Genomic DNA, 23,405 nt, shown 5'->3' with positions numbered 1-23,405 from the left:
TTCAAGCGAGGGGAAAGCGGAGTGTCACCCGCAGCCCCTTGCCTCCAGCACCTGCCTGCAACTCCAGCTGGCTGCGATGGACATGGGCAATTTCGCTGGCAATGGCCAGGCCCAAGCCATTGCCCTCGACGGCGGTACCCGCTACCCGGTAGAAGCGCTCCAGCACCCGGTAGCGCTCACCGGAGGGCACGCCGGGGCCATCGTCTTCGACCTCCAGAAATGCCTGGCCTTGTTGCCCGCACCGGATCGTGACCCGGCCGCCCTCTTGGGTGTATTTGATCGCGTTGTCCACCAAATTGGTCATCAGCTCGCGCAGCAACCACTCCTGGCCACTTACGTGAACCGGAGTCACGTCCAGCCCGAGGTCTATTTGCTTGGCCATGGCCGCATCCAGCTGGGATTCCAGCAGCGTTTCACACAGCTGCAAGAGGTCGACGCGTTGCAGTGGCTGAATGTTGGCGCTGCGCGAATCCGCCCGCGACAAGGCCAGCAATTGATTGGCAAGCTGCGAAGTGCGCCGCGCCGCATGGCGAAGCCGCAAGACCTGATCCGCTCCTAAAGTGATAGCGCCAGGCGCAGCTCTTTCGGAGGCTAGTGCCGCTTTTCCTTTGCTTCCATGCGGATCTACCACCTGCGCCCATGCTTCCACCTGTGCCTGGAGGCCGGCAAGCGGGGTGCGCAGTTGGTGCGCAGCATCCGCAACAAACCGGGCCTGGCTTTCTGCCTGCGCATTTACCAGGCCGAATAACCGATTCAGCGACTCCACCAAGGGCCTCACCTCGTCTGGCGACGCATCGGGGTCCAGGGCGGACAAATCCCTCGGGGAGCGACGCTCCAAGGCCTCGCGAAGGGTCAGCAAGGGGCGCAAAGCGGTACCCACCGCCCAGCGCACCGCAAAAAACCCAGCGAAAGCCAAAATCAGATTCGGCAACAACACCTTCAAGGCCAGTAAACGAAGCCATTGCTGGCGGGGGTCGGAACCGTCAGCAAGCCGCACCACAAGCTCACCAGCCACGGTTTGCACCCTTTGGCTGACGATGCGATAGGTGACGCCCTCAAACTCCTGGCTCGAAAAAGCAGGCTCTTTGGTGCTCGGCGGCATACCGTAGAGCCAGTCGGCCCCAGCCCGCACGACGCCATCCATGCCAACAACGGCCATGGCCGACATGCCCGGGCGGCTGTTCAGGAACTCGTCAACCGGCGGAGCGGTGAGCAGCACCAAGGCCGGCGACGATGGATCGCCTTTGGCAACCACCGAATCCGCCAGCAAAGGGACCATGCGGACCAATTGCCGGTCTTGCTGCAAGGCGGCACTGTCGGCAGAGCGGTAGTCGAACCACGCGTTCAGCATGGCCAACAAAAACAAGGGAAGCAGCAGCAACAGCAGCAAACGCCGCTGCAAACCCTTGGACATGCCAGAGGGGACCACTCAGGCTGCGGCCAGCTCTAGCCGGTATCCGAAACCGCGAATAGAGCGCAACGCGACGCCATGCGGCTCTAACTTCCCCCTGAGCCGGGAAATGTATACCTCTACCGCGTTGGGGGTGATTTCTTTGTCCCAGCCTGTCAGCGCCTGCAGCAGCTTGTCTTTGTTCGCGGGCTTGGGGGCCTGCAACAGCAAGTACTCCATGACGGTCCACTCGCGAGGGCCGAGCTCAAGTGCAGTAGCGGCCGCACCGTCTACCCGGATGCAAGCGACACGCTGCGCGGTATCCAGCTCCAGCGGACCGAAGCTCAGCACCGAGGAAGTAGCCGCCTGCGACCGCCGTAGCAAAGCCCGCAAGCGTGCCAACAACTCAGGCAGCTCAAAAGGCTTGACCATGTAGTCATCCGCCCCCATGTCTAGCCCCTGGACCCGATCCTGCAGCGCATCACGCGCGGTGAGGATCAATACCGGCATGGTCTGCCCTGCCTTGCGCATCGCTTGGGTGAGTGAGAGGCCATCCATGTTCGGCAAGCCGATGTCCACGACCGCCACATCAAACGACTCAGTTCTGGTGACCTCCAGAGCGCGCTCGGCACTGCCCACCCAATCGACGGCATAGCCGGCGTCAGACAGACCGAGTTTGATGCCGCTGGCAACCATCACGTCATCTTCTACGAGTAACAGACGCATCAAATGCCTTTTAAGCCCATGTGATATCTGCGCAAGCAGCTACAAAAACAATAGCAGCTTGACTCAATGGGAGCGGATCATGGTGCCGAAGGCTTGATCCGTCAGGATTTCGAGCAGCAGCACATGGGGCACCCGTCCATCGATGATGTGGACCGAATTGACACCGCTTTTGGCCGCATCCAGCGCACCGGCGATTTTGGGCAACATACCGCCACTGATGGTGCCATCGGCGAACAACTCATCAATACGCTGGGCGGTCAGGTCCGTCATCAAGGCGCCCTGCTTGTTCAACACGCCGCTGATGTTGGTCAACATCATCAGCTTTTCGGCTTGGAGCACCGTGGCCAACTTGGCAGCCACCACATCGGCGTTGATGTTGTAGCTCTCGTTGTTCTCACCAAAACCAATGGGGCTCACCACCGGGATGAACGCATCGTCCTGCAAGGCTTTCACCACACTGGGGTCGACACTGACAATATCCCCAACCTGACCCACATCGTGCTCTTTGCTCGGGTCTGCGTTGTCAAGCATCTTGAGCTTCTGGGCGCGGATCATGGCGCCATCGCGCCCGGTCAATCCGACTGCCTTGCCACCCGCCTGGTTGATCAAACCGACGATATCTTGCTGGACCTCTCCGCCGAGCACCCACTCGACCACTTCCATGGTTTCGGGATCTGTGACCCGCATCCCTTGGATGAACTCACCTTTCTTGCCGAGGCGCTTGAGCAACCCTTCAATTTGAGGGCCGCCTCCATGCACTACAACCGGATTGATACCCACCAGTTTGAGTAACACCACGTCTTCCGCAAAGGCTTTTTGCAGCGCTGGATCGGTCATGGCGTTGCCACCATATTTGATGACCATGGTCTTGCCATGGAACTTGCGGATATACGGCAAGGCCCGCGCCAGAATCTGGGCTTGATCGAAGGGGGCAATGGCTGTGGCGGATGTAACGTCGGTCATGAAAAGCACCAAGTTGAAAGCGATACCGAATGAGAATGTCCAAGGCTAAATTGTGCCGCATGTGTCCGGCACTCTACAGGTTGTGCTTCAAGCGGACTGATAACCCTGTACGTGCTTCAGCATGAACGCTTTGATGGCGTTGGCATCATTACGTTCGGCCGCGAGGTACAAGTTATCCAGCTCGGGCTTCAGCTGGTCCCACGGCACATAGGGTTCATGCGCCTTCATGATTCGAGGGTGCTCTGTCGCCTGCGGGTTGTCGCCAATCAGCAGCTCTTCGTAAAGCTTTTCACCGGTACGCAAACCTGTTAGAGCGATTTCTATATCTCCATCGGGATGTTCGGCGTCGCGAATAGAGAGCCCGGATAGCTGCACCATTCGGCGAGCGAGGTCCATGATTTTCACCGGCCCCCCCATGTCTAACACGAAGACATCACCACCCTGCCCCATGGCACCGGCTTGCAACACCAACTGTGCAGCCTCCGGAATCGTCATGAAGTAGCGGGTTACCTCTACATGGGTCACAGTGAGCGGGCCGCCTTCAGCCAGCTGCTTACGAAAAAGAGGTACCACGCTTCCGCTGGAGCCCAGCACATTGCCGAAACGAACCATAGAAAAGCGAGTGCGCGTGTTTTCCGCAGCCAAAGCTTGCAGCACCAACTCTGCCACTCGCTTGGTAGCTCCCATCACATTGGTGGGGCGTACGGCCTTATCGGTGCTGATAAGAACAAAGCGCGCCACGCCCGCATCAGCCGCAGCCCGCGCGAGGTTTACGGTACCAAAGATGTTGTTGCGCACGCCTTCGCCAGGATTTTCTTCCACCATGGGCACATGTTTATAGGCGGCAGCGTGGTACACGACTGATGGCTTATAGGCCGCCAGAATTTCGCGCAGGCGCTCAACGTTAGCAACACTACCCAAAAGAGGAACCAACTCGACGGGGGTTCCACTCTTTAAGCCAATCGCCAAAAGCTCTTGATGGATTGAATACAAGCCGAATTCATTGTGATCCAGCAAGAACAATTTAGTGGGCGCTTGCAAACAAATTTGGCGAGCTAGTTCAGAGCCGATGCTGCCACCCGCACCACTTACCAATACAACTTTGCCAGTCAACTCGCGGTTCAATAATTCTTCGGACGGAGGCACCGGATCCCTGCCAAGCAAATCTTCGATATCAAGTTCCCGGATATCCTGAATCGTCACTTTACCGCTGGCTAGGTCCGAGATGCTGGGTAGCGTCCGCACGTGAACCGGCAATCCGTCCAGCTTCGCGATAATTTGGTTTCGCCGCTCACGTGGCGCATTAGGCATGGCGAGCAAGATATCTGTAATCGCCTCATTCGAGACCAGCCGTGACAATGCGTTTGAAGAGTAGACAGGAAGGTCGTTCAAACTTCGCCCCGCCATAGTCTCATCATCATCTACAAAGCCGACCAACTCATACTGCCGCGCCACCCCCAAAGCAGCGGCCGTCTGGGCCCCCTCGTTGCCGGCCCCATAAATTAATAGGCGCCCTTCAGAGCCACGAGAAGTCGCATCCACTCCGGCCAGCCAGAATCGGGCAAACGCACGACTGGCGCCGACCAAGACCAGAAATACCAATGGCTGGAGTAACCCCAAACTGCGCGGAACCATTGGCCATTGATGCCACATCAGCAGGGAGGACAACGCAAGCGCATAGAGAGCGACTGCTTTCCCCGTCGCAATCAATGCCGCTTGACCGGTGTACCGGAAGATTGCACGATAAAGCCCGAAGCGGATAAATATCGGGATTACCAACACAGGAGCAATGCCATAAACCCACCACTGTGCTTCCGCGGGCCTGTGCAATCCATCTAGTCGCAACGAATATGCGATCCATGTGGAAAAAATCGCGAGCAGCACATCCAGTGCGATCACGATCAATCGCTTAGCCCATCGCGGCCAAGCGAGCACCTTACTGTGCATTGATGGCGAAAGATTCCTTGGACTGACCTTGTGCGATCAAGGCCGACAACCACTTGGGCGTTAAACCACGGCCGGACCAAGTCTCTCCATTGGGGCCACGGTATTTTGGGGGCACGGCAACCGCAACCCTCTTGGGCGCTTTTACCGTCTTTTCAGTACCAACTTTGGCTTTGCGTCCGCCTTTACCTGCCTTCGCAGGTTTGGCAGTTTGCAAGTCTTTGACGGTAATACCGAAAGCTTGCATTTTGGCCAAAATCTCCTGAACCGTACCGCCGAATTCTTTAGACCTGATTTCGTTAGCTTGCTTTTGCAGCTTATCGATTTGGCTTTGGATATCAATTAGATTGGACATGTTCAACTCCGAAATTAAAAACAAAGTGGATACTACATCAGTGCGCAACACCACTACGCCGAATTACCCTAGCAGCCGTTGTGTATATGATGTAGATATCAAATGTTAGCGAGCGGCGATTCAAATATTCGACATCGAACGCTACTTTTTGGCCAATAGGCAGTTCGTCCCGCCCGTTAATCTGCGCCCAGCCAGTTAAGCCTGGAAGCAATACATGCACGCCCGCCTCTGTGCGCAAATCAATCAAGTCTTGTTGGTTGAATAGCGCCGGCCTCGGGCCCACAAAACTCATGTCACCCTTAAGGATGCTCCAGAGTTGCGGCAACTCATCCAGACTACTTTTGCGTAAAAAACTTCCGATCTGCGTCAGGTATTCCTCAGGGTTATCCAATAGATGGGTTGCTACAGCGGGGGTGCCAACTCGCATACTGCGAAATTTTGGCATTGTGAATATCCGGTTTCCTCGCCCCACGCGCTTTGACCAATATAGCGCAGGCCCTACCGAGGTAATGCGGACCAATAGCGCCACAAACACAATAGGCACCAGCAAAAACACCGCTGCGAGAAAGACTATTAGCAGATCAAAAAGACGTTTCATCATATGTTTCTAAAAGTACTCGCCTCAAGCCTTCATCCAACGTCACCAACGGCGCCCAGCCCAACAACTCGCGCGTTTTAACAATATCCACCTGCAAAGACCCACATAGCCGCTGCACTACATCGCCCTTGCCCAGCAGAGCAGCAACGGCTTTGAGCAGGGCTGCCGGCACAGGCAGCAGGCGTGCGGGGTGGCCTTGATTGTTGGCGGCCAGGGCTTGGCCCATGGAGCGCAGCAACTCAGTGGTGGACACGTCTTGCCCGTCTGACACCATGAAGGTCTGGTTGGCTGCCGCCGGGTGGGTGAGGCAGGTGATGATAAGGTCGACAAGGTTATCTAGCGACACCAAGCTGCGCTGGTTGTTTACAGCGCCCAAGGGCAGCGGCACTCCGCGTTGCAACCAACGCACCATGGTGGCAAAGTTGGCCTTAACGCCGGGCCCATACACCAAGGGCGGGCGAATAATTACCACCTCCATACCGGTCCGGGCGGCCAATTCGCGCAAGCCCTGCTCAGCTTCCATCTTGGACACCCCGTACGCATCCTGCGGCGCGGGCGCGTCGTCAGCCCCAAAGGGCTGGCCTGGTTGCGTGGCCTCTCCGTTGACCTTGACCGAGCTAATAAACACGAAACGCCGCACACGCGCTGCGGCAGCTTGGCGAGCCAGGTTCAGGGTGCCATCCACGTTGACGTGGCGAAACTCAAGCAATGGGTCAGCCGCAACGTCACGCATGATGTGCGCGCGGGCAGCCAGGTGCACCACAGCGCTGCAGCCCGCCAACGCAGCTTGCCAACAGGTGGACTCATCCACCGCGCCAACTGCCACACTGGGCCCCACGCTGGGCAGATCAGCCGCAGCGCGCGTAGCAGCCTGCACCGCAAGCCCGGTGGCTGCGGCACGCATGCAAATCGCACGCCCTACAAAGCCGTTGGCACCGGTGACCAGCACACTCATGCTAATGGCCCTGGTTTTACCAACCTAGCCGCCACGACCTGCCAGGCCCGGCTTACCAACTTGTTCGCCCAAAAGCTAAAAACATTAAAAGGCACCTTGTTTTTACGAAGTGCCTCAAAAATTGCTTTGTTTTGCTGCCACACATTACCCCAGCTTTGATTGGATGTGCCGCCCAAGCGCATACGCACTAGTACATGAGGAATGTAGACGGACTGCACAGCGCCACGTTCAAGGTAGCGCATCATGAATTCCACATCTGCCGCCAACTTAAAAGACTCATCAAAACCACCCAGACGCCGCAAGGCAGATTTACGTATGTAAAAAGTGGGGTGCGCCGGGCACCAGCCCTTGGAAAAGTCGCCTTTGGTAAAAGGCTTTGATTTCCAAAAGCGAGCAACGCGACTGTTATCAGGAGTAACGTACACCAAGTCAGCAAAACACGCCTCTACCGACGCATCTTGAAAAGCCGCAGCCACCTTTTCAAGCACAGCAGCATCAGCATAAAAATCATCAGAATTTAGGAAACCAATAACCTCGCCGGTGGCAAGCCGCAGCCCTTTGTTCATAGCGTCGTAAATGCCGCTGTCTGGCTCGGATACCAAAGTTAAACCGGGGTAGCGGTGCGCTGCGACCACTGCAAGGGTTGAGTCCTTCGATTTGCCGTCAATGACCAAATGCTCAAAATTCTGATGCGTCTGCATCGCCACTGTACGCAGCGTATCGGCAATAGTGGCGGCGCTGTTGTAGGCGACGGTGACGATGGATATTTTCATTTATTAACCGAAACAGCAAATGTCGCGTCGTGAACCGTCACGCTCAACATTTGTCTAGCCACTGTTTCCCAATCTTTTGGGATTATCATTAACTGCGCATGCCAATTTGGCCACCAGCCCTGAGTAATTCGGTGCATGAGCTCAAGTAGCGCCGCGCGCAAGGACTCAGCCGAATCCGGGTCAAAGTAAATTGCCTGATCACCGCATAGAATACGCGCATAGGGCAGGTCTGGGCAAACGATGGGCAAGCCCACAAACATCGCCTCAATGAGCGGAAATCCATAACTTTCTTCCTTCGACAGGAATAAAACTGCATCAACAGATGCATAGGATTCAATCATTTGAGCCGCAGACAAAAAGCCTTTGCACCGCACCCAATCTAAATAACTAGCCGGATGTGCTGCAAGGTCGAGGGTTAGGTCAAGACTCTTCACTGGCCAAACTTGCTGCCGATCAATACTCGATAAAAGCGCATGATTTTTATGCGGATACCCAGCTGCAGGATAAATTAGGTGCAATGCATCAACAGACTTATCAACGATACGACCTACACGCCTGAGACCGCTCTTAAGCAACCAATCCGGCACTGGTTGCGCAATAACGTGCACTCGCCCCACCACGAAGGGGTAACTGCGCTCCAACTCGGCTTTCATGACATTGGTTTGAACAATAAAGGCTTGAACTCTTTTCAAGTTAAATCGAAAAATCGCGCGAGCCACCAAATATCGAAAACTACTCAGACGAAGTTTCCCGCCCTTTGGAACAATTAAATTAGGCGTTTGCACAAAAACTATTTGAGGGCATTTACATCTCAAAGGTAAATCACCGAGAACAAGAAGCGGTGTCACGCCGTCGAACTTACCAGACAGCAAAACGCATTCCAGCACACGCGACAATGCATTGCTAACCCTACGCCGATAAACGGCTATGACTGTATTCACATGTTCGCTGCGGTAAGTAGAAAGCAAACCTCTATCTGGTAACTCTATCCGGCTGATGACGACACCTGAATCGCGTTCAAGCGCGGGCAACAAAGACAGAAGCAACTGGGTGGCACCGGCACCTGCTACGTTAGTGAGGTGCAGACGAACCATGGGTTTGTTAGGTTCTCTGGTCATTCATTCCTCCGTACCAAGGAGATTTAATATGCGACCGCTCGTCAATATTGGCCAGCATGACTTTCAACATGTACGCAGCAGCACGGGACGGCTGAATAGCCTCCGCCGCCGCCGGGCACGCAGCTTTACATGCTTGTTGCATGTCCGAGTTCTGAGCAAGCAACACAAACAGTGCAGACAGAGCGGTGGCATCACCGCGTGCGAACAATTTACCGGCACCAAAAGTTTCAACCAACACGCGGGCACCCACCTGGTCGCTGCAAATTGCTGGGACGCCCGCGCACAGAGCCTCATTTACTACCACACCCCAACCGTCGTACTGGCTGGGCAGCACCAAAAAGTCGTACCCCGGCAAATATTGCTGGGTCTGGCCAAAAGGGATCAGACCCCTGTAGCAGACGTTTTTTTCGTCAATGTCGAATAGGCGCGGATCACCGGGGCCAAATATGTCCAGCTGTATGTCTGCACCACGAGCAACACCCATGTATACCGCTTCGATTAACGTATCCAACCCCTTTCTACTAATTAAACTCCCAACGAATACCAAGCGAAGTTGGGCTGACCTGCGAACTGACTGTGCCGCTTCTGTGCTTGGTACAAGCGCAGGAACAAAATAACCAAAAGGAAAAATTTTTTCTCTCGGCATACCGGCTTCCGCATACTGTTGCACAGCAAGTTGCGACATAGCAAAAACACCGCAGATGCGTTTACGAAGCGTCAAAACGTAGACTCGATACAAAAATGGCCGAAGTTTTGCTTTAACACGCTCACGAACTATACTGCGATCACCAAAGTAACCTAAAGCAACCGGTGAGTAAGGCTCTGATATGAGGTAACAAGTGATACCCATAAGCGTTGCCGTCCACATTAAAAAATACAAACGCGGGTCTTCAAATACACTGCCAAAAAAGTGCACATGTTCTCGGTTTTTCCACAATACTCTTAAGCTGCTTCGAAGAAAGCTAGCCGCGGGTATTAATGCACGTGGAACACTCATTACGCTTGTGTCTACCCAACCCTGAGCTTGTCTAGTCGAATCCTCAAAACGCGAAACATAAGCGAGCATTGATGCGTCGCTCTGCAGGGCAAGCTCATGGTGCGTAAAGGCCTGATGGTCTGTTAAGACCGGTTGCCAAGTAAAGATTTTTGAAAATGACTTTTTCATCCGTTTGATTCAAAAAAGAACGCGCGTAACTGTTTGCCCATTTGAAACGGTGCGAACCTATTCACCACGGTTTGCCTGCCATTTTTTGCCGTATTTTGAGCAGCGATACGGTCGCGCACGATGCCAGCCAAGCTGACTATCAATGATTCTGGGTCATTCCGGTCCAAATACCGCGCACCATCACCGAATACAGCACGTACATCGCTGATATCGCTGGAAAGCACCAATAAGCCCGCCCCAGCAAATTCGATTACTTTTGAGGGGAAAGTTGTATCCGCCAAATGCCCCCCCACCGGCTTTAGAGCTAGGCCCACGTCGCAGATGTTTAGTATCTCGCGGTAACGATTGTCGGTCGTGCGGCCGTGTACATGGACCCTGGGCACACCCGAGGTAGCGGCTAATTGTTGAAACAAAGGCAAACTTGCACCCTTACCTGTTATTTCAAAAGTCAGTAGATCACACCATGCGGGCTGACGATCTCGCAACCGCCGAATCGCCTCGGCCAAAGTGTCCGCTCCAGTTGAGGGTGTGAGCGTGCCTGGCATTAAGCAAGTAACTGCTGTGGACTGAAGCCGCAGTTCGTAGCAGTTACTTTCAGCAGTGCCGTAATAGGCAAGCGTCGGTCGGATAGATGTCATTGGCTCAAGTGCGCTGCACGCCAGCAAGGCACCAGACCGGCAATGCTTTTCAAACTGCGTGACAAGAAACCTCGACAACACACCAAGCGATTTCCCGGACTCTACTTCGCCATCCTCTAGATCGAGAAAACATTTATAGCCAAGAAAACTGGCAAGGTACAAAGACGGCAAGTAAGCTAACTGCCTATTATAAAAAACAATCACCTTGTTAGGTCGCGAGGCGAAGCGATAAACAGCTTTCAAATGCCCGAACAGCGACAACAGCTCAGACCAAACCCGCAAATGCGAGAAGGGCGCATAAACAGTAAGAACCCGGTCTACGCGGCACACCTTTACGCGGTAGCAGTCACCTGACCCGCTTGCTCTGCCACGGCCTAAACTCAGCACATATGCGCGCACACCGGCCAGCTTAAGCGCTAAACACATATTGAATACTTTTCGTGACGCGGCCGGGCTATCGGTCGTAATTTGTCTTTGTAGCCGCGTAGCGTCGTCTAGCGCGTTGCACATCACGAGAACCAGCGGCTGGTTATTCTTAGGCAGTCCCAGAGCCATCACGACAAGCTTTTCTTAATTTTCGCGGGTACGCCAGCTACGAGTACGTTGGCTGGTACGTCACGCGTAACGATGCTGCCGGCGGCTACCACACTGCCGGGGCCAACAGAAACACCGCCAAGAATAATACTTTTAGCACCGATCCAACAACCGTTACCGATAGTTATGGACTTTGCTGTGCCATTACCCGCACGTCGTTCACTTGTACCCATTACATGACTGCCGGTTATGAACTCCACACCCGGCCCAACATCAACACGGCTACCAATATAAATTGGAGCATCTAGATGCGAGTGAAAAATTACGCCCGGACTTAGCCACGTATCAGCCGCTATACGCACACGACCTCGACCGTACACCCAACCCCTTCCGCAAAACTTGACGCCGATTTCAAGCTCCAACCCAGACCAAAGAAGAAGCAGACGACGAAAATAGAAAAGACGTGATGGCGGTAGCACGCTTAAAAACAGGTTTGCAAAGTGCCTAATCATGACCTAACCACAGACGTTTCCAGCACCAGCAGGCTTCATCATCTCTTGTACCACTGCCCCGCCCTGCAAACTAGCAACCCACTTAAGTTGCTTCTGGGCTTTGCCAGGATCAGCACAGTTAATCAAAATATCCGACGGCCTGAACAGTTTGGGGTCTTGAAGCACATGGTCGCGCCAATCTAGCTGGTGCAACTCAAAAGCGGTTGCCACAAACTCTTGCAATGAAAAGGTATGGCCGGTGGCTATCACGTAGTCGTCTGGGCTGTCCTGCTGCAGCATCAACCACATCGCCTCTACATAGTCCGGCGCCCAGCCCCAATCACGTGAAATATCCATGCGGCCAAGGATTAGCTTTTCTGTGGAGCCAACCGCAATGCGTTTAGCGGCTTGCACAATTTTTTGGGTAACGAAGCGGCTTGGCCGCAATGGCGATTCGTGGTTAAACAAAATGCCGGTGCAGGCATACAAACCATAGGCCTCGCGATAATTGTTCACCAGCCAATAGGCCGACGCTTTGGCCACGGCGTAAGGGCTGCGGGGGCTAAAGGGCGTTGTCTCGGTGGCGGGCGCGCCGCCCGTGTCGCCGAAACACTCGCTAGACCCGGCGTGATACTGCCTAGCGGGTTTATCCATCATGCGGCAGGCCTCCAGCACGTTAAGCGTGCCCAGCATGAAGCTCTGAATTGTCTCGGCGGGCTGCTCAAATGACAAACCCACAGACGACTGGCCCGCTAAAAAATAAACCTCGTCGGGCTGGGCTGCCTTCATGGCCATCAAGACGCTTCTAAAGTCTTCCGGTGCCATTGATAAGAGGTTAACCCGGCTATGAACCCCCAATCGCTGAAGGTTTGCAAAGCTACCACCCTGCGCATCCCTAGAAGTGCCGAAGACGCGGTAGCCCTTACCAAGTAACAGGCGCGACAAATAGGCACCGTCTTGCCCGCCCACGCCACATATCAAAGCAGTTTTCAATGGGCATCCTTGGCTATAAGTACTTTTTGATAAACCGCATGCGTTTCACGGGCGCAGCGCTCCCATGAGAACAATTGCAGGCGCTGCCGCCCTGCGGCAACTAGAGCGTTGCGGCGCGTTTCATCAAAAACCACACTGGCAATTGCCTCGGACTGCGCCTGCACATCCAACGGGTCGAAATAGGCCCCCGCATCGCCGACCACTTCGGGCATTGAACTGCTGTTGCTGGATACCACCGGGCAATCGTGCGCCATGGCCTCAAGCGGCGGCAGGCCAAAACCTTCGTAAACCGACGGATACACAAAGGCACGGGCACGGGCATACAGCCCACCTAGCACCGCGTCGCCCCCACCAACCTGCCGCACTGCATTGGGGCCAAACCCAAGCGTGGCAATCAGCGCGTGCTCAACACTGTTAAATGGCCCGCCACCAAACGCCACCACGTCAATGGATTTTTTTAACGCAGGGTTTAGAGCAACGGCCCGGAGCATCCGCTCAAAGTTTTTGTAACCACCACGCGAGCCAACGTAAAGCAAAAAAGGGCTTGTTAGGCTAGCTTGTGGCTCGATGGCCCTTGGCAGTGCATCAAACTTCTCAAACCCAAGGTGCACCACAGAAACCTTGTGATCCGGCATCCCAAACATGGAGCACAAGTCGTTTTTAGTACTGTGCGATATGCATATAACGTGATCAGCGCGGGAAACGGCTATTTTTTTGTTTCCAACAGCTGGGTCTTTAGCGGAGAAATTGGCTGCATATTTTTCGTGGATCATATCGTAGACGGTTATTACACGGCCCTTGGTACCGGCACACACCGGCTTGGCATTGTAATAAGTTTCATGCAGTATGTCGGCAGGCAAACTATGCAATTTAATGTTACTTAGATAGTGATTCGCCAGCATCACCAAACGGCCCGTTTTTGGCGGGAATCGCTTCAGCCGAAACCCGTGCACCATCGAGTTGGGCACGTCTCGCAGATAGCAATTGAGGTGAATGGGCGCAACCACATCAATTTGATCCCCCAGCGCCAGTAAACCTTGGGCCAAGCGAACAAAATAGCGAGAGATACCGCCATAGGATTGCTGTGTGAAGATTTGATGGTCGTAAACGATTTTCACGACTTTGCACTCATTTTTTCAAAGTCCGACCAAATTTTTGATCGAAGCTTGCGGCTAAACAACGATGGCATACGTCGCGCTACACGTGCTTTCAAATTCCATTCCGTTGCACTAATTGGCTTATCAGTAAATAGGTGATACCCGACTCCATCGGTCACCATATGCTTATTAAATTTCTCAGCAATGAACTGTAAGGTTTGCAACCTAAAAAATCCAATGTGTTGCCCATGGTCAAGGCCGTAGTACCACCACTTATCTGGCAGCGGCGCAGGTGTGGCAATCAAACTGGTAGAGATGAGTAAATTGGGGGCAACTGCAAATAGTTTTTCAACTTCAAGCAACGGATCAACAAAATGCTCGAATGCTTCAAAAGCAGTGACCAGCTCGGCTTTTTCTGTTGTGTGTTCAAAGCCTACTGCAAGCAAGTTTTCGCAATAGGGGTCCGACCAAAGGGCCTCTACCCCGCGGTCGCGCAGCAGCCTCACAAGGATGCCGTAGCCACCAGCGCAATCAACCACTGTACCGCTTGCCCTATTTAGTACGGACAATGTAGCCAAGACCAACCCAATATTCGACAGATTGCGAGCCATAATGCCGGTATCGCAATTATTGATAGCTGATTCGTAAGCTCTATCTAGCCAGTGTGGCTGTTCGGTTTGAACATAGCTGCAAACAGCGCAATCGAAATAATTAATATTTACATCAAAAATACTAGCGCCAAATATCGAATTTATGCTTGCATTACCGCACAGACGGCAAGAACCAAAGCCCATATCTCCTGAATACGTACTCATTGTTCTTCTCAAAATTTAAATAGAAATCTTCTGTACATATAACCGTAGACGGCTGCAACGCATATTATGTATGAAAAAACTGTTGCCCCAATCAAACCCGAAATACCGAAATCATGCACTAAAAGCATCTTCAAGGGCAAAGCAATCAAGACAAATAAAGTTGTTACACGGACTTGCAAGCCAATAACTCCAGAGCCATTCAAAAACATAGCAAATGCATTACCACAAGCATCCAACACCGACCATACCGCATACAGTGCCACAAAACCAAAACCAGCAGTGATTGCACTCTGCGTCCAATATTTAACTAGCCAAGGGTAAATAAACAGCAGTACGATTGCAGACAACGTCGCCAGACTAAACGTCAGCAGCATGCTTTTACGAAGCGTCTTCCTTATAAAATCTCCGTCGCCCCTTGCATCTGCATCAGCGTATGCCGGCCATAGAGGTGCGTTAATAATATTTAAGGGCTGTGTTGCGAACTGGAAAAGTCGTTGCACCACACTAAAAACCGCTACCTGCGCCGCCCCTAATGCATTGGCGATAATCAGGCTGTCTGCCCCCCAGCCGACCATCATGCCAATTTGCAGCAGAAAGAACAATCCGCCTGCCTTAATTAAGAATTTGGATTCAGCAACAACTCCGAATACAGAACAACGAATTGAAAATAGCCCGTCCTTTGCCAGCTTTACAAGCAAAACAAGGCCGTTAATTATTTGTGCACCCATCACAATACAAAGCAATACTAGTATGCCTTGTTTAGTTTCGGCCGCATACCACATGGCAACGCATGCAAAGACTGTGGTGAACGCGGTTACAAGATGCACTATAAAACCTTGCTGCATGCCCACATAAACTCTGGCGACCCCAGATGAAAAAATATTTGCCCCAAAAAGTAACGCAAAACCAATGGCTGCGATCCGCACTTCAGGCAGGAGCGCTTGGTCTGTGACTTTGATGATCTTTTCCCAAGGTAGAGACACAGCGAGGAGACATAACAATGCACCGATACAGACACCAATAATGGCTAAAAATCCCAAGCCACCGCTGATCGTACTGCGCAACAGTGGTCTGTCGGACAATGCCGCTCGCTGGGCGACGTGGTTGGTTAGCGCATTACCGACACCTAAATCAAGAAAGGTCAAAATAGCTGCAAAACTCGCCACAGTCATCCAGATGCCAAAGCGCTCGGCACCAAGATAGGGCAGGGTTAGGCCCACACTGAGCAGCGTTAGTGCAATGCCAAAAACTCTACTTAGCACATTGGCGATTATTGATACTGCTGCCAATCGGTACCGCTCAGCAGCTCGACCTTGCTCAGTTTGTTGATCAAAGGGTCTCAATCGAACATAACGGATAACGTTGAGCACTTTCAACCTGGGCACCTAGCACTATGGTTACCACCACAAACGGAACCGACAAAGCTTTTCATCGTTACTGAACGCGCATCTTTGGCAGTGGGGTCGTAGTCGATAGGGGTGGCGCTGATGACAAAGTGGGCGCCGGTGTAGGCGTCTTGCTTGTCTAGCGTGGCACGAAAGTTGAGCGGTTTGTTAGTTAAAAAATCTTGCCGCTCGGCGTCTTCAATGGGGGATTGGTTGCGGTTAAGCATGTCCACCTTGGCGGGCAACATGTCTAGCGCCACTACTTCGTGGTACTGGGAAAGCAACACGCCGTTGGCTAAGTCTACGTAGCCGGTGCCGGCTATGGCGATTTTTAGTTGTTGCATGGCTACCGCCTGACAACGAAGTAAAACACCTGCACCACCCGCTCGATGTGCTCGCGCAGCACAGGGTGCACAATGCGGTCAAACACCGAGAGGTTAACTGGGTAGGGTATGGTCGACTCATCGAGCTGGGCAGCTATGTGCCTCAGTGTTGTGAGGGTTAAGTCTTGGCCAAATAGAGTAAGGTCGATGTCGGAGCCTAGGCTTTGGCTACCTTTGGCCCTTGAACCATAGACGACTGCTTTATCTACCTCGGGCACGACAGCCAAGATGCGCCGAATGATGCTGCAGGTGGCGCGAGGCAAACCGAATTCGAGCATAGTCAAAGGCTGGAGGCAAAGCGTTGCTGCAGCGCCATGAGTGCAGGGTAGTAACGGCCAACAATGGCTTCAGATAGTGTGTTGGCCACAGCTGGGTTGTAAATGTGGCTGGAGAGGTTGCGTTTTTCGATCATATCCATCCAAGGCTCGCCATCGGCCACTAGACCCCTGTCGAAGGCTTCGTGCACTGTGCTTCTGGAACCCACAAGCCCTTGAATACCCTCCATTTCAAGGTAGTCTTTGAGTACGTTCCACGCAAGCTCATGCGTGAACTCGAAGCCTTGAAGCAAGCCCTGCTGCTCAAGATCTGACAGGGGTCTTTGTGCTTTGCGCTCGATGGCGAGGGTAAGCTGGTGCATGGCGCGTTGAGAGTTATCGAAACGCCGCCTCCAGCGCACGTCATGGCTGCTTGTGCTTGCGCCTTGGCCCATGATTCTCTATTCCACGCTCACGTTGACGTTGTAGCCATTGGCCTTGAGCAGCGCATGCTGCTTGGCCTGCGCTAGGTCATGGGCGACCATCTCTTTGCACATCTCCTGCGCCGTAATCTCCGGCACCCACCCCAGTTTCTGTTTGGCTTTGGTCGGGTCCCCCAGCAGGGTTTCCACCTCCGCCGGGCGGAAATAGCGGGGGTCAATCTTGACGATGGCTTTATCGTTCCAGTAACCGACTTCTTCCACGCCATGGCCTTGCCAGCGCAGTGGCATGCCTAGCTCTGCGGCGGTCCATTCAATAAACTGGCGCACGCTGTATTGCACGCCGGTGGCAATAACAAAGTCTTCGGGCGTGTCTTGTTGCAGCATCATCCATTGCATGCGCACGTAGTCCTTGGCGTGGCCCCAGTCGCGCAGGGCGTCCATGTTGCCCATGTAGAGGCATTGCTCCAAGCCTTGGGCGATATTGGCCAGGCCACGGGTAATTTTGCGGGTAACGAAGGTTTCGCCGCGGCGGGGGCTTTCGTGGTTAAACAAGATGCCGTTGCATGCGTAAATGCCGTAGGCCTCGCGGTAGTTGACCGTTATCCAGTAGGCATACATCTTGGCCACTGCATAGGGGCTGCGGGGGTAAAAAGGGGTGGTTTCCTTTTGCGGGATTTCTTGCACTAGGCCGTAGAGCTCGCTGGTACTGGCTTGGTAGAAGCGGGTTTTCTTCTCTAGGCCAAGGATGCGGATGGCTTCTAGGATGCGGAGGGTGCCTATGGCGTCTACGTCGGCAGTGTATTCGGGGCTCTCAAAGCTAACGGCCACGTGGCTTTGGGCGCCCAAGTTATAGATTTCGTCCGGCTGCACTTGCTGGATCAGCCGCGTGAGGTTGCTGGTGTCGGTTAGGTCGCCGTAGTGCAGTTTGAAGCGAGCGTTGTCGATGTGGGGGTCTTGGTAGATGTGGTCTACCCGGCTGGTGTTGAAGGAACTTGCGCGGCGCTTGACGCCGTGCACTTCGTAGCCTTTTTCCAGCAAGAGCTCTGCAAGGTAGGAGCCGTCTTGACCGGTCACGCCGGTGATGAGGGCGACTTTGGGGGCTGTATTGGTGGCAGATGGAGTGCCGCTAGGAATAGTCATGATCGATTTCGCTATAAATTTATGAGCTGCTTACCCAATAATTACGGGGGCTAGGGGCTTATTCACCACAGAATTCTTGATAAGCAAGTGTCAGGCCTTGCTGCAGACCGACCGTGGCTTGCCAGCCCAGAGCATTGAGGCGACTGCTGTCCATCCATTTGCGGGGGGCACCGTCGGGTTTGGTTGCATCAAAGGTAATGCGACCTTGGTAGCCAACGGCTGTCCCAACCGCATGGGCTAGCTCGGCGATCGTGACGTCGCTACCGAAACCCACGTTGATGTGGCTGCACATGGGGGCGGTGTTGGCTTGGTAGATGGCCTCATTCAAGTTCATGACGAACACACTGGCAGCAGCCATGTCGTCCACATACAAAAATTCGCGTTTGGGCGTGCCAGTGCCCCAGATGGCGACTTCCGGCGCACCGCTGAGTTTGGCTTCGTGGAAGCGGCGGATGAGTGCGGGGATGACGTGGCTATTTTCGGGGTGGTAGTTGTCGCCCGGGCCGTAGAGGTTGGTGGGCATGACGCTACGGTAGTCGCGTCCGTGTTGTCGGCTATAGCTCTCACAGAGCTTGATGCCGGCAATCTTGGCGATGGCGTAGGGTTCGTTGGTGGGCTCCAGGGTGCCGGTGAGCAAGGCGCTCTCCGACATAGGCTGGGAGGCCAGGCGGGGGTAGATGCAGCTGCTGCCTAGGAACAGCAGTTTTTGCACGCCATAGGTGTGCGCGGCGTGGATGACATTGGCCTGCATCATCAAGTTGTCGTAGATGAAGTCTGCCGGGTAGGTGTTGTTGGCGTGAATGCCACCTACTTTGGCGGCTGCCAGATAGACCTGACTGGGGCGCTCTTGGGCAAAGAAGGCTCGCACTGCGGCTTGGTTGCACAGGTCTAGCTCAGCATGGGTGCGGGTGATGATGTCTTGCTGCCGCACGCCCTGCCCCAGAAGGGTCCGCACTATGGCACTGCCGACCATCCCGCGATGGCCGGCAACGTAAATCTTCTCACTAACAAACATTCAGGCCCCTTACCGTTCGAGACAAAGATTATCCACGCTTAGAAATGAATACCCCGCATCATTTGCTGCATGGCAATGGCTTCGGGAGATAGCTTCGATTTCTCCCCGGGTTTGGCCCCTTTTGCTGCAGAAGAGTCCGGGAACATTCTGAAACTGGTATTCATGGCAATCTGGGCAATACGAGGCACCAACGCATGCATCACCTGCCCCGTAATACCAAGCCTAGTGGCAATCCGCACCGGTTTGCTGATGCAAGCGTCAGCCACCATATCGGCCGCTTGCTCGGGCGAAAGGGTGGGTACATTGTTGTAGATACCGGTGGGGGCAATCATCGGGGTGCGCACCAAAGGCATATTAATGGTGGTGAAACTGATACCTTGATCCGCAAACTCGCTGGATGCGCAACGTGTCCAGGCATCCAGCGCGGCCTTGGAGGCCACATAGGCGCTGAATCGCGGGGCATTGGTCAGCAAGCCAATGGAGCTGATATTGACCACATGCCCTTTTCTCTTGGCCACCATACCCGGCAATAACCCCATAGTGACCCGCAGGCAACCAAAATAATTCAACTGCATGGTGCGCTCGTAGTCGTGGAAACGGTCATAACTCGACTCGATGGCGCGGCGGATGGAGCGACCCGCGTTATTGATCAAAAAGTCCACGCCTCCATGGTTTTCAATCAACAAAGCTACAAACCGGTCGCAATCGGCCATATCGGCAATATCAGCGGGATAAGCCACAAAGCTATAGCCCTTCGCCTTGGCATCCTTGCAAGCCTCTTCTAATTTATCTACGTCACGCCCGCAGATGATGGTGGTGGCACCGGCCTCCGCAAACTTGTGGGCGGCAGCCAGTCCGATTCCAGATGAACCTCCGGTGATCAACACCACTTTGCCCCCCACAGTGCCTCGCAAGGTGCGGTCAATGTGCAAATCGGGATCGAGGTGACGCTCCCAGTAGTCCCACAGCTTCCATGCATAGTCCTTAAGATTCGGGCACTCGACGCCTGTGCCCTTGAGCATTGCCAACGTCCCCCGGCAATCAAAGCGGGTCGGGTAGTTGATGAAGGTCATCATGTCTTCGGGCAGGCTCAGGTCCTTCATGATGGCACTGCGCACCCGCCGCACCGGTGCCAGCGCCATCAGGCTTTTGGTCACGCTACGGGGAATAAACCCCAGCAAGGCAGCGTTCACGAATATGTTCATCTTCGGCGCATGTGCAACCTTGCTGAAAATATCCAGGACATCATCCACCCGGTAGCCCACGGGGTCTACCAAGTGGTAACACTGCTTGGCGATCCCTTGCTTGTGGCTGATCGCGTTCAGCGCATCGACCACAAAGTCAACAGGAACAATGTTGACCCGCCCCCCTTCTAGGCCGATAGATGGCATCCATGGCGGGAGCAACTGGCGCATGCGCTGAATCAGCTTGAAGAAGTAATACGGACCATCGATCTTGTCCATCTCGCCGGTGGTGCTGTCGCCGACCACCATGGCGGGGCGGTACACCGACCACGGCACCTTGCATTCTTTGCGCACGATTTTTTCACTCTCGTGCTTGGTCATGAAGTAAGCATGGTCGTAATTCTCAGCTTCTTCAAACATATCCTCGCGGAATACGCCTTCATACAGACCCGCGGCAGCAATCGAAGACACGTGGTGGAAATGGCCCGCATCAATGGCTTTGGCGAACTCCACCGTGTTTCGCGTGCCGTCTACATTCACCGCGATCTGAGACTCCTCATCAGCCTCCAAGTCATACACCGCGGCCAAATGGTAGAAGTGATCCACCTGCCCTTTCAGGGTTTTGACGGTCTCTGCAGACACTCCGAGTTTTTTCCCTTTGAGATCGCCAAAAACAGGAACGGCCCGCCCTTGAGACTTGGTGTCCGTCAGCCCCCAATACTCCCGCAACCCCGCTACCTTTTCTTCACTTTCTTGCCGGATCAGGAAATGCACCGTAGCGCCTTTGCGCTGCAATAACTTCTTGACCAGACGTTTACCAATGAATCCTGTAGCTCCCGTGACGAAATACCGCATACATGCTCCTGTTAATGAATTTATTCTGACGGACTTTGGGCTCGCGGATTTCATCGTTAACCCGACTAACCCGCCGGCTCCAATACTGCAGGCAATACGGTTGCGAACGACCGTGCTTCTTAGTGGAAGCCATCTACACACCCGCGGGTTCAGCGCTTAGAGTCATTCCCACGCAAGTGGAGACACCCACCCTTGCTGCACGTCACACTCAAAAGAGGAGCTCTAATGGTCAAGAAAATTCAGAAAAACAAACCCGCCCCTGCCGCCGGCAGCCCCTTGTCGGCATCCGTCAAGGACTCTGCACAACAGATCTGGCAAGCCGGCCTCGGGGCATTCACCCGCGCCCAAGCTGAGGGAAGCAAAGCATTCGAAGCCCTGGTGAAAGAAGGCGTCAGTATCCAGCGCAAAACCCAAGCTGCGGCAGAAGACAAAATCAACGAAGCCACTGCAAAAATGTCCACCATGGCCACCGATATCAGCAGCAAGGCAACCGGACAGTGGGACAAACTGGAAAACATTTTTGAAGAGCGCGTGGCCAAAGCGCTCCACAAACTCGGCGTCCCAACTGCCAAAGAAGTGACATCGCTTATCGAGCGTATTGATGCACTCAACCATGCCGTGCAACAGCTGTCCGCGCAATCCAAGTCGTCCACAAGCAAAGCTGCAAGCAGCTCACCGGTAACACCACTGAAGAAAAAGGCGGCTGCCAAAAAAGTGACGACTCCCGCTGCAGCCAGCAAGCCGGCTACCGCCAAGAAAGCACGCGCTCCACGCGCAGCTGCCAAAAAAGCGTCCGCCACTCCGGCCGCTGCCAAGGCCAGCGAATAGACATAACTCGGCCACACGGTTGAAAGAAAGAGGGCGCGCAAGCGCCCTCTTTCACGTCCGGCCACCTGTTGCAGCGCAGCATTAAATCCCCTTTCCAAACACTACACTGCACCGCATGAAGGCACCACAACGCACCCGACCCAAAATCGCCATGGCCTTGGCCGGCGGCGGTCCGCTAGGCGCCATCTATGAAATAGGTGCGCTGTGCGCCTTGGAAGAGGGCCTGGGGGGCATCGACCTCAACCAACTGGATCACTACGTCGGGGTATCTGCAGGGGGATTTATTGCTGCGGCGCTGGCCAACGGAATGACTCCGCGGCAGCTTTGTGCCTCATTTATTGAAAACGATCCGCGCTCGGGTGATTACTTCGATCCCTCGTGGCTGATGGAACCCGCCTACGGCGAGTTTTTACGCCGCGGCCTCTTGGTACCGGGATTGATGGGTGCCGTCGGCTGGGACATGCTCCGCGGTCGCGCCTCTTTAGTGCAAGCGCTTGAGCGCATGGCGCCCGCGCTGCCGACCGGTGTTTTCTCTAATCGGCAGATTGATACACAACTGGCGCGCTTGTTCAGCAAACCGGGAAGGACGAATGACTTCCGTCGACTCGCCTGCAAACTTACCCTGGTAGCTACCAAACTCGACAGTGCACAGGCCGTTGCGTTCGGCAGCAGTGGCTGGGACCATGTACCAATCTCCAAAGCAGTTCAGGCCAGCTCGGCGCTGCCCGGCTTGTTTCCGCCCGTCGTCATTGACGATCAGTACTACGTCGACGGCGCGATGAAGAAGACCATGCACGCCTCAGTGGCCTTGGAGCAGGGTGCTGACTTGCTCTTGTGTCTCAACCCTTTAGTGCCTTTCGATGCGAGTTCGCCACAAGCCCATGGGCCAGACGCGGCAGGCGCCTCCAGGGGAAGCCGCCCCATTCCCCGCATGGTGGACGGGGGCCTGCCCTCCGTGATGAGTCAGACATTTCGCTCGATGATCCACTCCCGCATGGAGTTGGGCATGAAGCACTATGCCCACGCCTACCCGCACACCGATATCGTCCTGCTGGAGCCGGACCACCGCGACCCGGAGCTGTACCTCGCCAACACCTTCAGCTACGCGCAACGCAGGCAGCTGGCCGAGCACGCGTATCAACAAACCCGCGCCCTGCTACGCGCCCAACACACTCGCCTGTCGGAACTACTGCACCGTCACGGCATCACGTTGAAATTACCGATACTCAACGACAACACACGCCAACTCATCGCACCGAGCCCACCAGCGTCAAGCTGGGGCCAAGCTTTGGGTACATTGGAGGGCGTTATGGAAGATCTATCGCAAGTGGTTCACCACAAAACTATGTTGAGGCACTGACCC

Annotated in this window: 24 protein-coding genes; 2 read left to right on the top strand and 22 right to left on the bottom strand. The window is 54.3% G+C overall.

Features of this window, described 5'->3' with window-relative positions:
- Position 1: 1 nt before the first annotated feature.
- The 22 genes from U5L73_RS04585 to U5L73_RS04480 all read right to left on the bottom strand — a co-directional run bounded on the left by U5L73_RS04585 (position 2) and on the right by U5L73_RS04480 (position 21,214).
- Complete coding sequence (locus U5L73_RS04585) at positions 2–1,414, bottom strand: sensor histidine kinase (protein ID WP_322561237.1); 1,413 nt, start codon at positions 1,412–1,414, stop codon at positions 2–4.
- Positions 1,415–1,429: 15 nt separating this feature from the next.
- Positions 1,430–2,116: a response regulator transcription factor gene (locus U5L73_RS04580; protein ID WP_322561236.1), complete on the bottom strand. Its 687-nt coding sequence runs from the start codon at positions 2,114–2,116 to the stop codon at positions 1,430–1,432.
- 63 nt (positions 2,117–2,179) lie between these two features.
- On the bottom strand, positions 2,180–3,079 hold the full coding sequence (gene argB / locus U5L73_RS04575; protein WP_322561235.1) for an acetylglutamate kinase: 900 nt from the start codon (positions 3,077–3,079) through the stop codon (positions 2,180–2,182).
- Positions 3,080–3,166: 87 nt separating this feature from the next.
- The gene (locus tag U5L73_RS04570) at positions 3,167–5,026 is read right to left on the bottom strand and encodes a nucleoside-diphosphate sugar epimerase/dehydratase (protein ID WP_322561234.1); all 1,860 of its coding nucleotides are present in this window, start codon (positions 5,024–5,026) and stop codon (positions 3,167–3,169) included.
- Positions 5,016–5,432 (bottom strand): H-NS histone family protein, encoded by a 417-nt coding sequence (locus U5L73_RS04565; RefSeq protein WP_322561233.1) that lies wholly within the window; start codon positions 5,430–5,432, stop codon positions 5,016–5,018. The genes U5L73_RS04570 and U5L73_RS04565 overlap by 11 nt, the downstream gene beginning before the upstream one ends.
- Positions 5,416–5,976, bottom strand: a complete 561-nt coding sequence (locus tag U5L73_RS04560) for a sugar transferase (protein ID WP_322561232.1) — start codon at positions 5,974–5,976, stop codon at positions 5,416–5,418. The genes U5L73_RS04565 and U5L73_RS04560 overlap by 17 nt, the downstream gene beginning before the upstream one ends.
- The gene (locus tag U5L73_RS04555; RefSeq protein ID WP_322561231.1) at positions 5,960–6,931 is read right to left on the bottom strand and encodes an SDR family oxidoreductase; all 972 of its coding nucleotides are present in this window, start codon (positions 6,929–6,931) and stop codon (positions 5,960–5,962) included. The genes U5L73_RS04560 and U5L73_RS04555 overlap by 17 nt, the downstream gene beginning before the upstream one ends.
- Positions 6,928–7,704, bottom strand: coding sequence for a glycosyltransferase family 2 protein (locus tag U5L73_RS04550; RefSeq protein ID WP_322561230.1), 777 nt, complete (start codon positions 7,702–7,704; stop codon positions 6,928–6,930). The genes U5L73_RS04555 and U5L73_RS04550 overlap by 4 nt, the downstream gene beginning before the upstream one ends.
- Positions 7,701–8,822, bottom strand: a complete 1,122-nt coding sequence (locus tag U5L73_RS04545) for a glycosyltransferase (protein WP_322561229.1) — start codon at positions 8,820–8,822, stop codon at positions 7,701–7,703. Before U5L73_RS04545 ends, U5L73_RS04550 begins: the two co-directional genes overlap by 4 nt.
- Positions 8,806–9,987 carry a glycosyltransferase gene (locus tag U5L73_RS04540; protein WP_322561228.1) on the bottom strand — a complete coding sequence of 394 codons (1,182 nt, stop codon included), beginning with the start codon at positions 9,985–9,987 and terminating at the stop codon, positions 8,806–8,808. The genes U5L73_RS04545 and U5L73_RS04540 overlap by 17 nt, the downstream gene beginning before the upstream one ends.
- The gene (locus tag U5L73_RS04535) at positions 9,984–11,180 is read right to left on the bottom strand and encodes a glycosyltransferase (RefSeq protein ID WP_322561227.1); all 1,197 of its coding nucleotides are present in this window, start codon (positions 11,178–11,180) and stop codon (positions 9,984–9,986) included. The genes U5L73_RS04540 and U5L73_RS04535 overlap by 4 nt, the downstream gene beginning before the upstream one ends.
- Entirely contained in the window at positions 11,180–11,392 is a 213-nt protein-coding gene (locus U5L73_RS04530) for a DapH/DapD/GlmU-related protein (RefSeq protein ID WP_322561926.1), read from the bottom strand. Before U5L73_RS04530 ends, U5L73_RS04535 begins: the two co-directional genes overlap by 1 nt.
- Before the next feature lie 282 nt (positions 11,393–11,674).
- Positions 11,675–12,631, bottom strand: coding sequence for a GDP-mannose 4,6-dehydratase (locus U5L73_RS04525; protein WP_322561925.1), 957 nt, complete (start codon positions 12,629–12,631; stop codon positions 11,675–11,677).
- An 8-nt stretch (positions 12,632–12,639) separates the two neighbouring features.
- The gene (locus tag U5L73_RS04520) at positions 12,640–13,761 is read right to left on the bottom strand and encodes a glycosyltransferase family 1 protein (protein WP_322561226.1); all 1,122 of its coding nucleotides are present in this window, start codon (positions 13,759–13,761) and stop codon (positions 12,640–12,642) included.
- Positions 13,758–14,555, bottom strand: coding sequence for a class I SAM-dependent methyltransferase (locus U5L73_RS04515; protein WP_322561225.1), 798 nt, complete (start codon positions 14,553–14,555; stop codon positions 13,758–13,760). Before U5L73_RS04515 ends, U5L73_RS04520 begins: the two co-directional genes overlap by 4 nt.
- 8 nt (positions 14,556–14,563) lie before the next feature.
- On the bottom strand, positions 14,564–15,931 hold the full coding sequence (locus U5L73_RS04510; RefSeq protein ID WP_322561224.1) for a lipopolysaccharide biosynthesis protein: 1,368 nt from the start codon (positions 15,929–15,931) through the stop codon (positions 14,564–14,566).
- The gene (locus U5L73_RS04505) at positions 15,928–16,284 is read right to left on the bottom strand and encodes a hypothetical protein (RefSeq protein WP_322561223.1); all 357 of its coding nucleotides are present in this window, start codon (positions 16,282–16,284) and stop codon (positions 15,928–15,930) included. Before U5L73_RS04505 ends, U5L73_RS04510 begins: the two co-directional genes overlap by 4 nt.
- Before the next feature lie 2 nt (positions 16,285–16,286).
- Positions 16,287–16,601, bottom strand: a complete 315-nt coding sequence (locus U5L73_RS04500) for a nucleotidyltransferase domain-containing protein (protein ID WP_322561222.1) — start codon at positions 16,599–16,601, stop codon at positions 16,287–16,289.
- A gap of 2 nt (positions 16,602–16,603) precedes the next feature.
- Positions 16,604–17,032, bottom strand: a complete 429-nt coding sequence (locus tag U5L73_RS04495; RefSeq protein WP_322561221.1) for a nucleotidyltransferase substrate binding protein — start codon at positions 17,030–17,032, stop codon at positions 16,604–16,606.
- Between the two features lie 6 nt (positions 17,033–17,038).
- Positions 17,039–18,160: a GDP-mannose 4,6-dehydratase gene (gene gmd, locus U5L73_RS04490; protein WP_322561220.1), complete on the bottom strand. Its 1,122-nt coding sequence runs from the start codon at positions 18,158–18,160 to the stop codon at positions 17,039–17,041.
- Between the two features lie 58 nt (positions 18,161–18,218).
- Positions 18,219–19,175, bottom strand: coding sequence for a GDP-L-fucose synthase (gene fcl, locus U5L73_RS04485; protein WP_322561219.1), 957 nt, complete (start codon positions 19,173–19,175; stop codon positions 18,219–18,221).
- A gap of 38 nt (positions 19,176–19,213) precedes the next feature.
- Entirely contained in the window at positions 19,214–21,214 is a 2,001-nt protein-coding gene (locus U5L73_RS04480) for an SDR family oxidoreductase (RefSeq protein ID WP_322561218.1), read from the bottom strand.
- A 225-nt stretch (positions 21,215–21,439) separates the two neighbouring features.
- Between U5L73_RS04480 and U5L73_RS04475 the strand changes: the two genes are divergently transcribed.
- Together U5L73_RS04475 and U5L73_RS04470 are read left to right on the top strand one after the other, a co-directional pair.
- Positions 21,440–22,042, top strand: a complete 603-nt coding sequence (locus U5L73_RS04475; RefSeq protein ID WP_322561217.1) for a phasin family protein — start codon at positions 21,440–21,442, stop codon at positions 22,040–22,042.
- Between the two features lie 115 nt (positions 22,043–22,157).
- Entirely contained in the window at positions 22,158–23,402 is a 1,245-nt protein-coding gene (locus U5L73_RS04470; protein WP_322561216.1) for a patatin-like phospholipase family protein, read from the top strand.
- Positions 23,403–23,405: the final 3 nt, after the last annotated feature.

Origin of the sequence: Rhodoferax sp. (genome assembly GCF_034520025.1) — a bacterium.
Taxonomy (GTDB): domain Bacteria; phylum Pseudomonadota; class Gammaproteobacteria; order Burkholderiales; family Burkholderiaceae_C; genus Allorhodoferax.
This window is presented reverse-complemented; position numbering and strand designations above follow the sequence as displayed.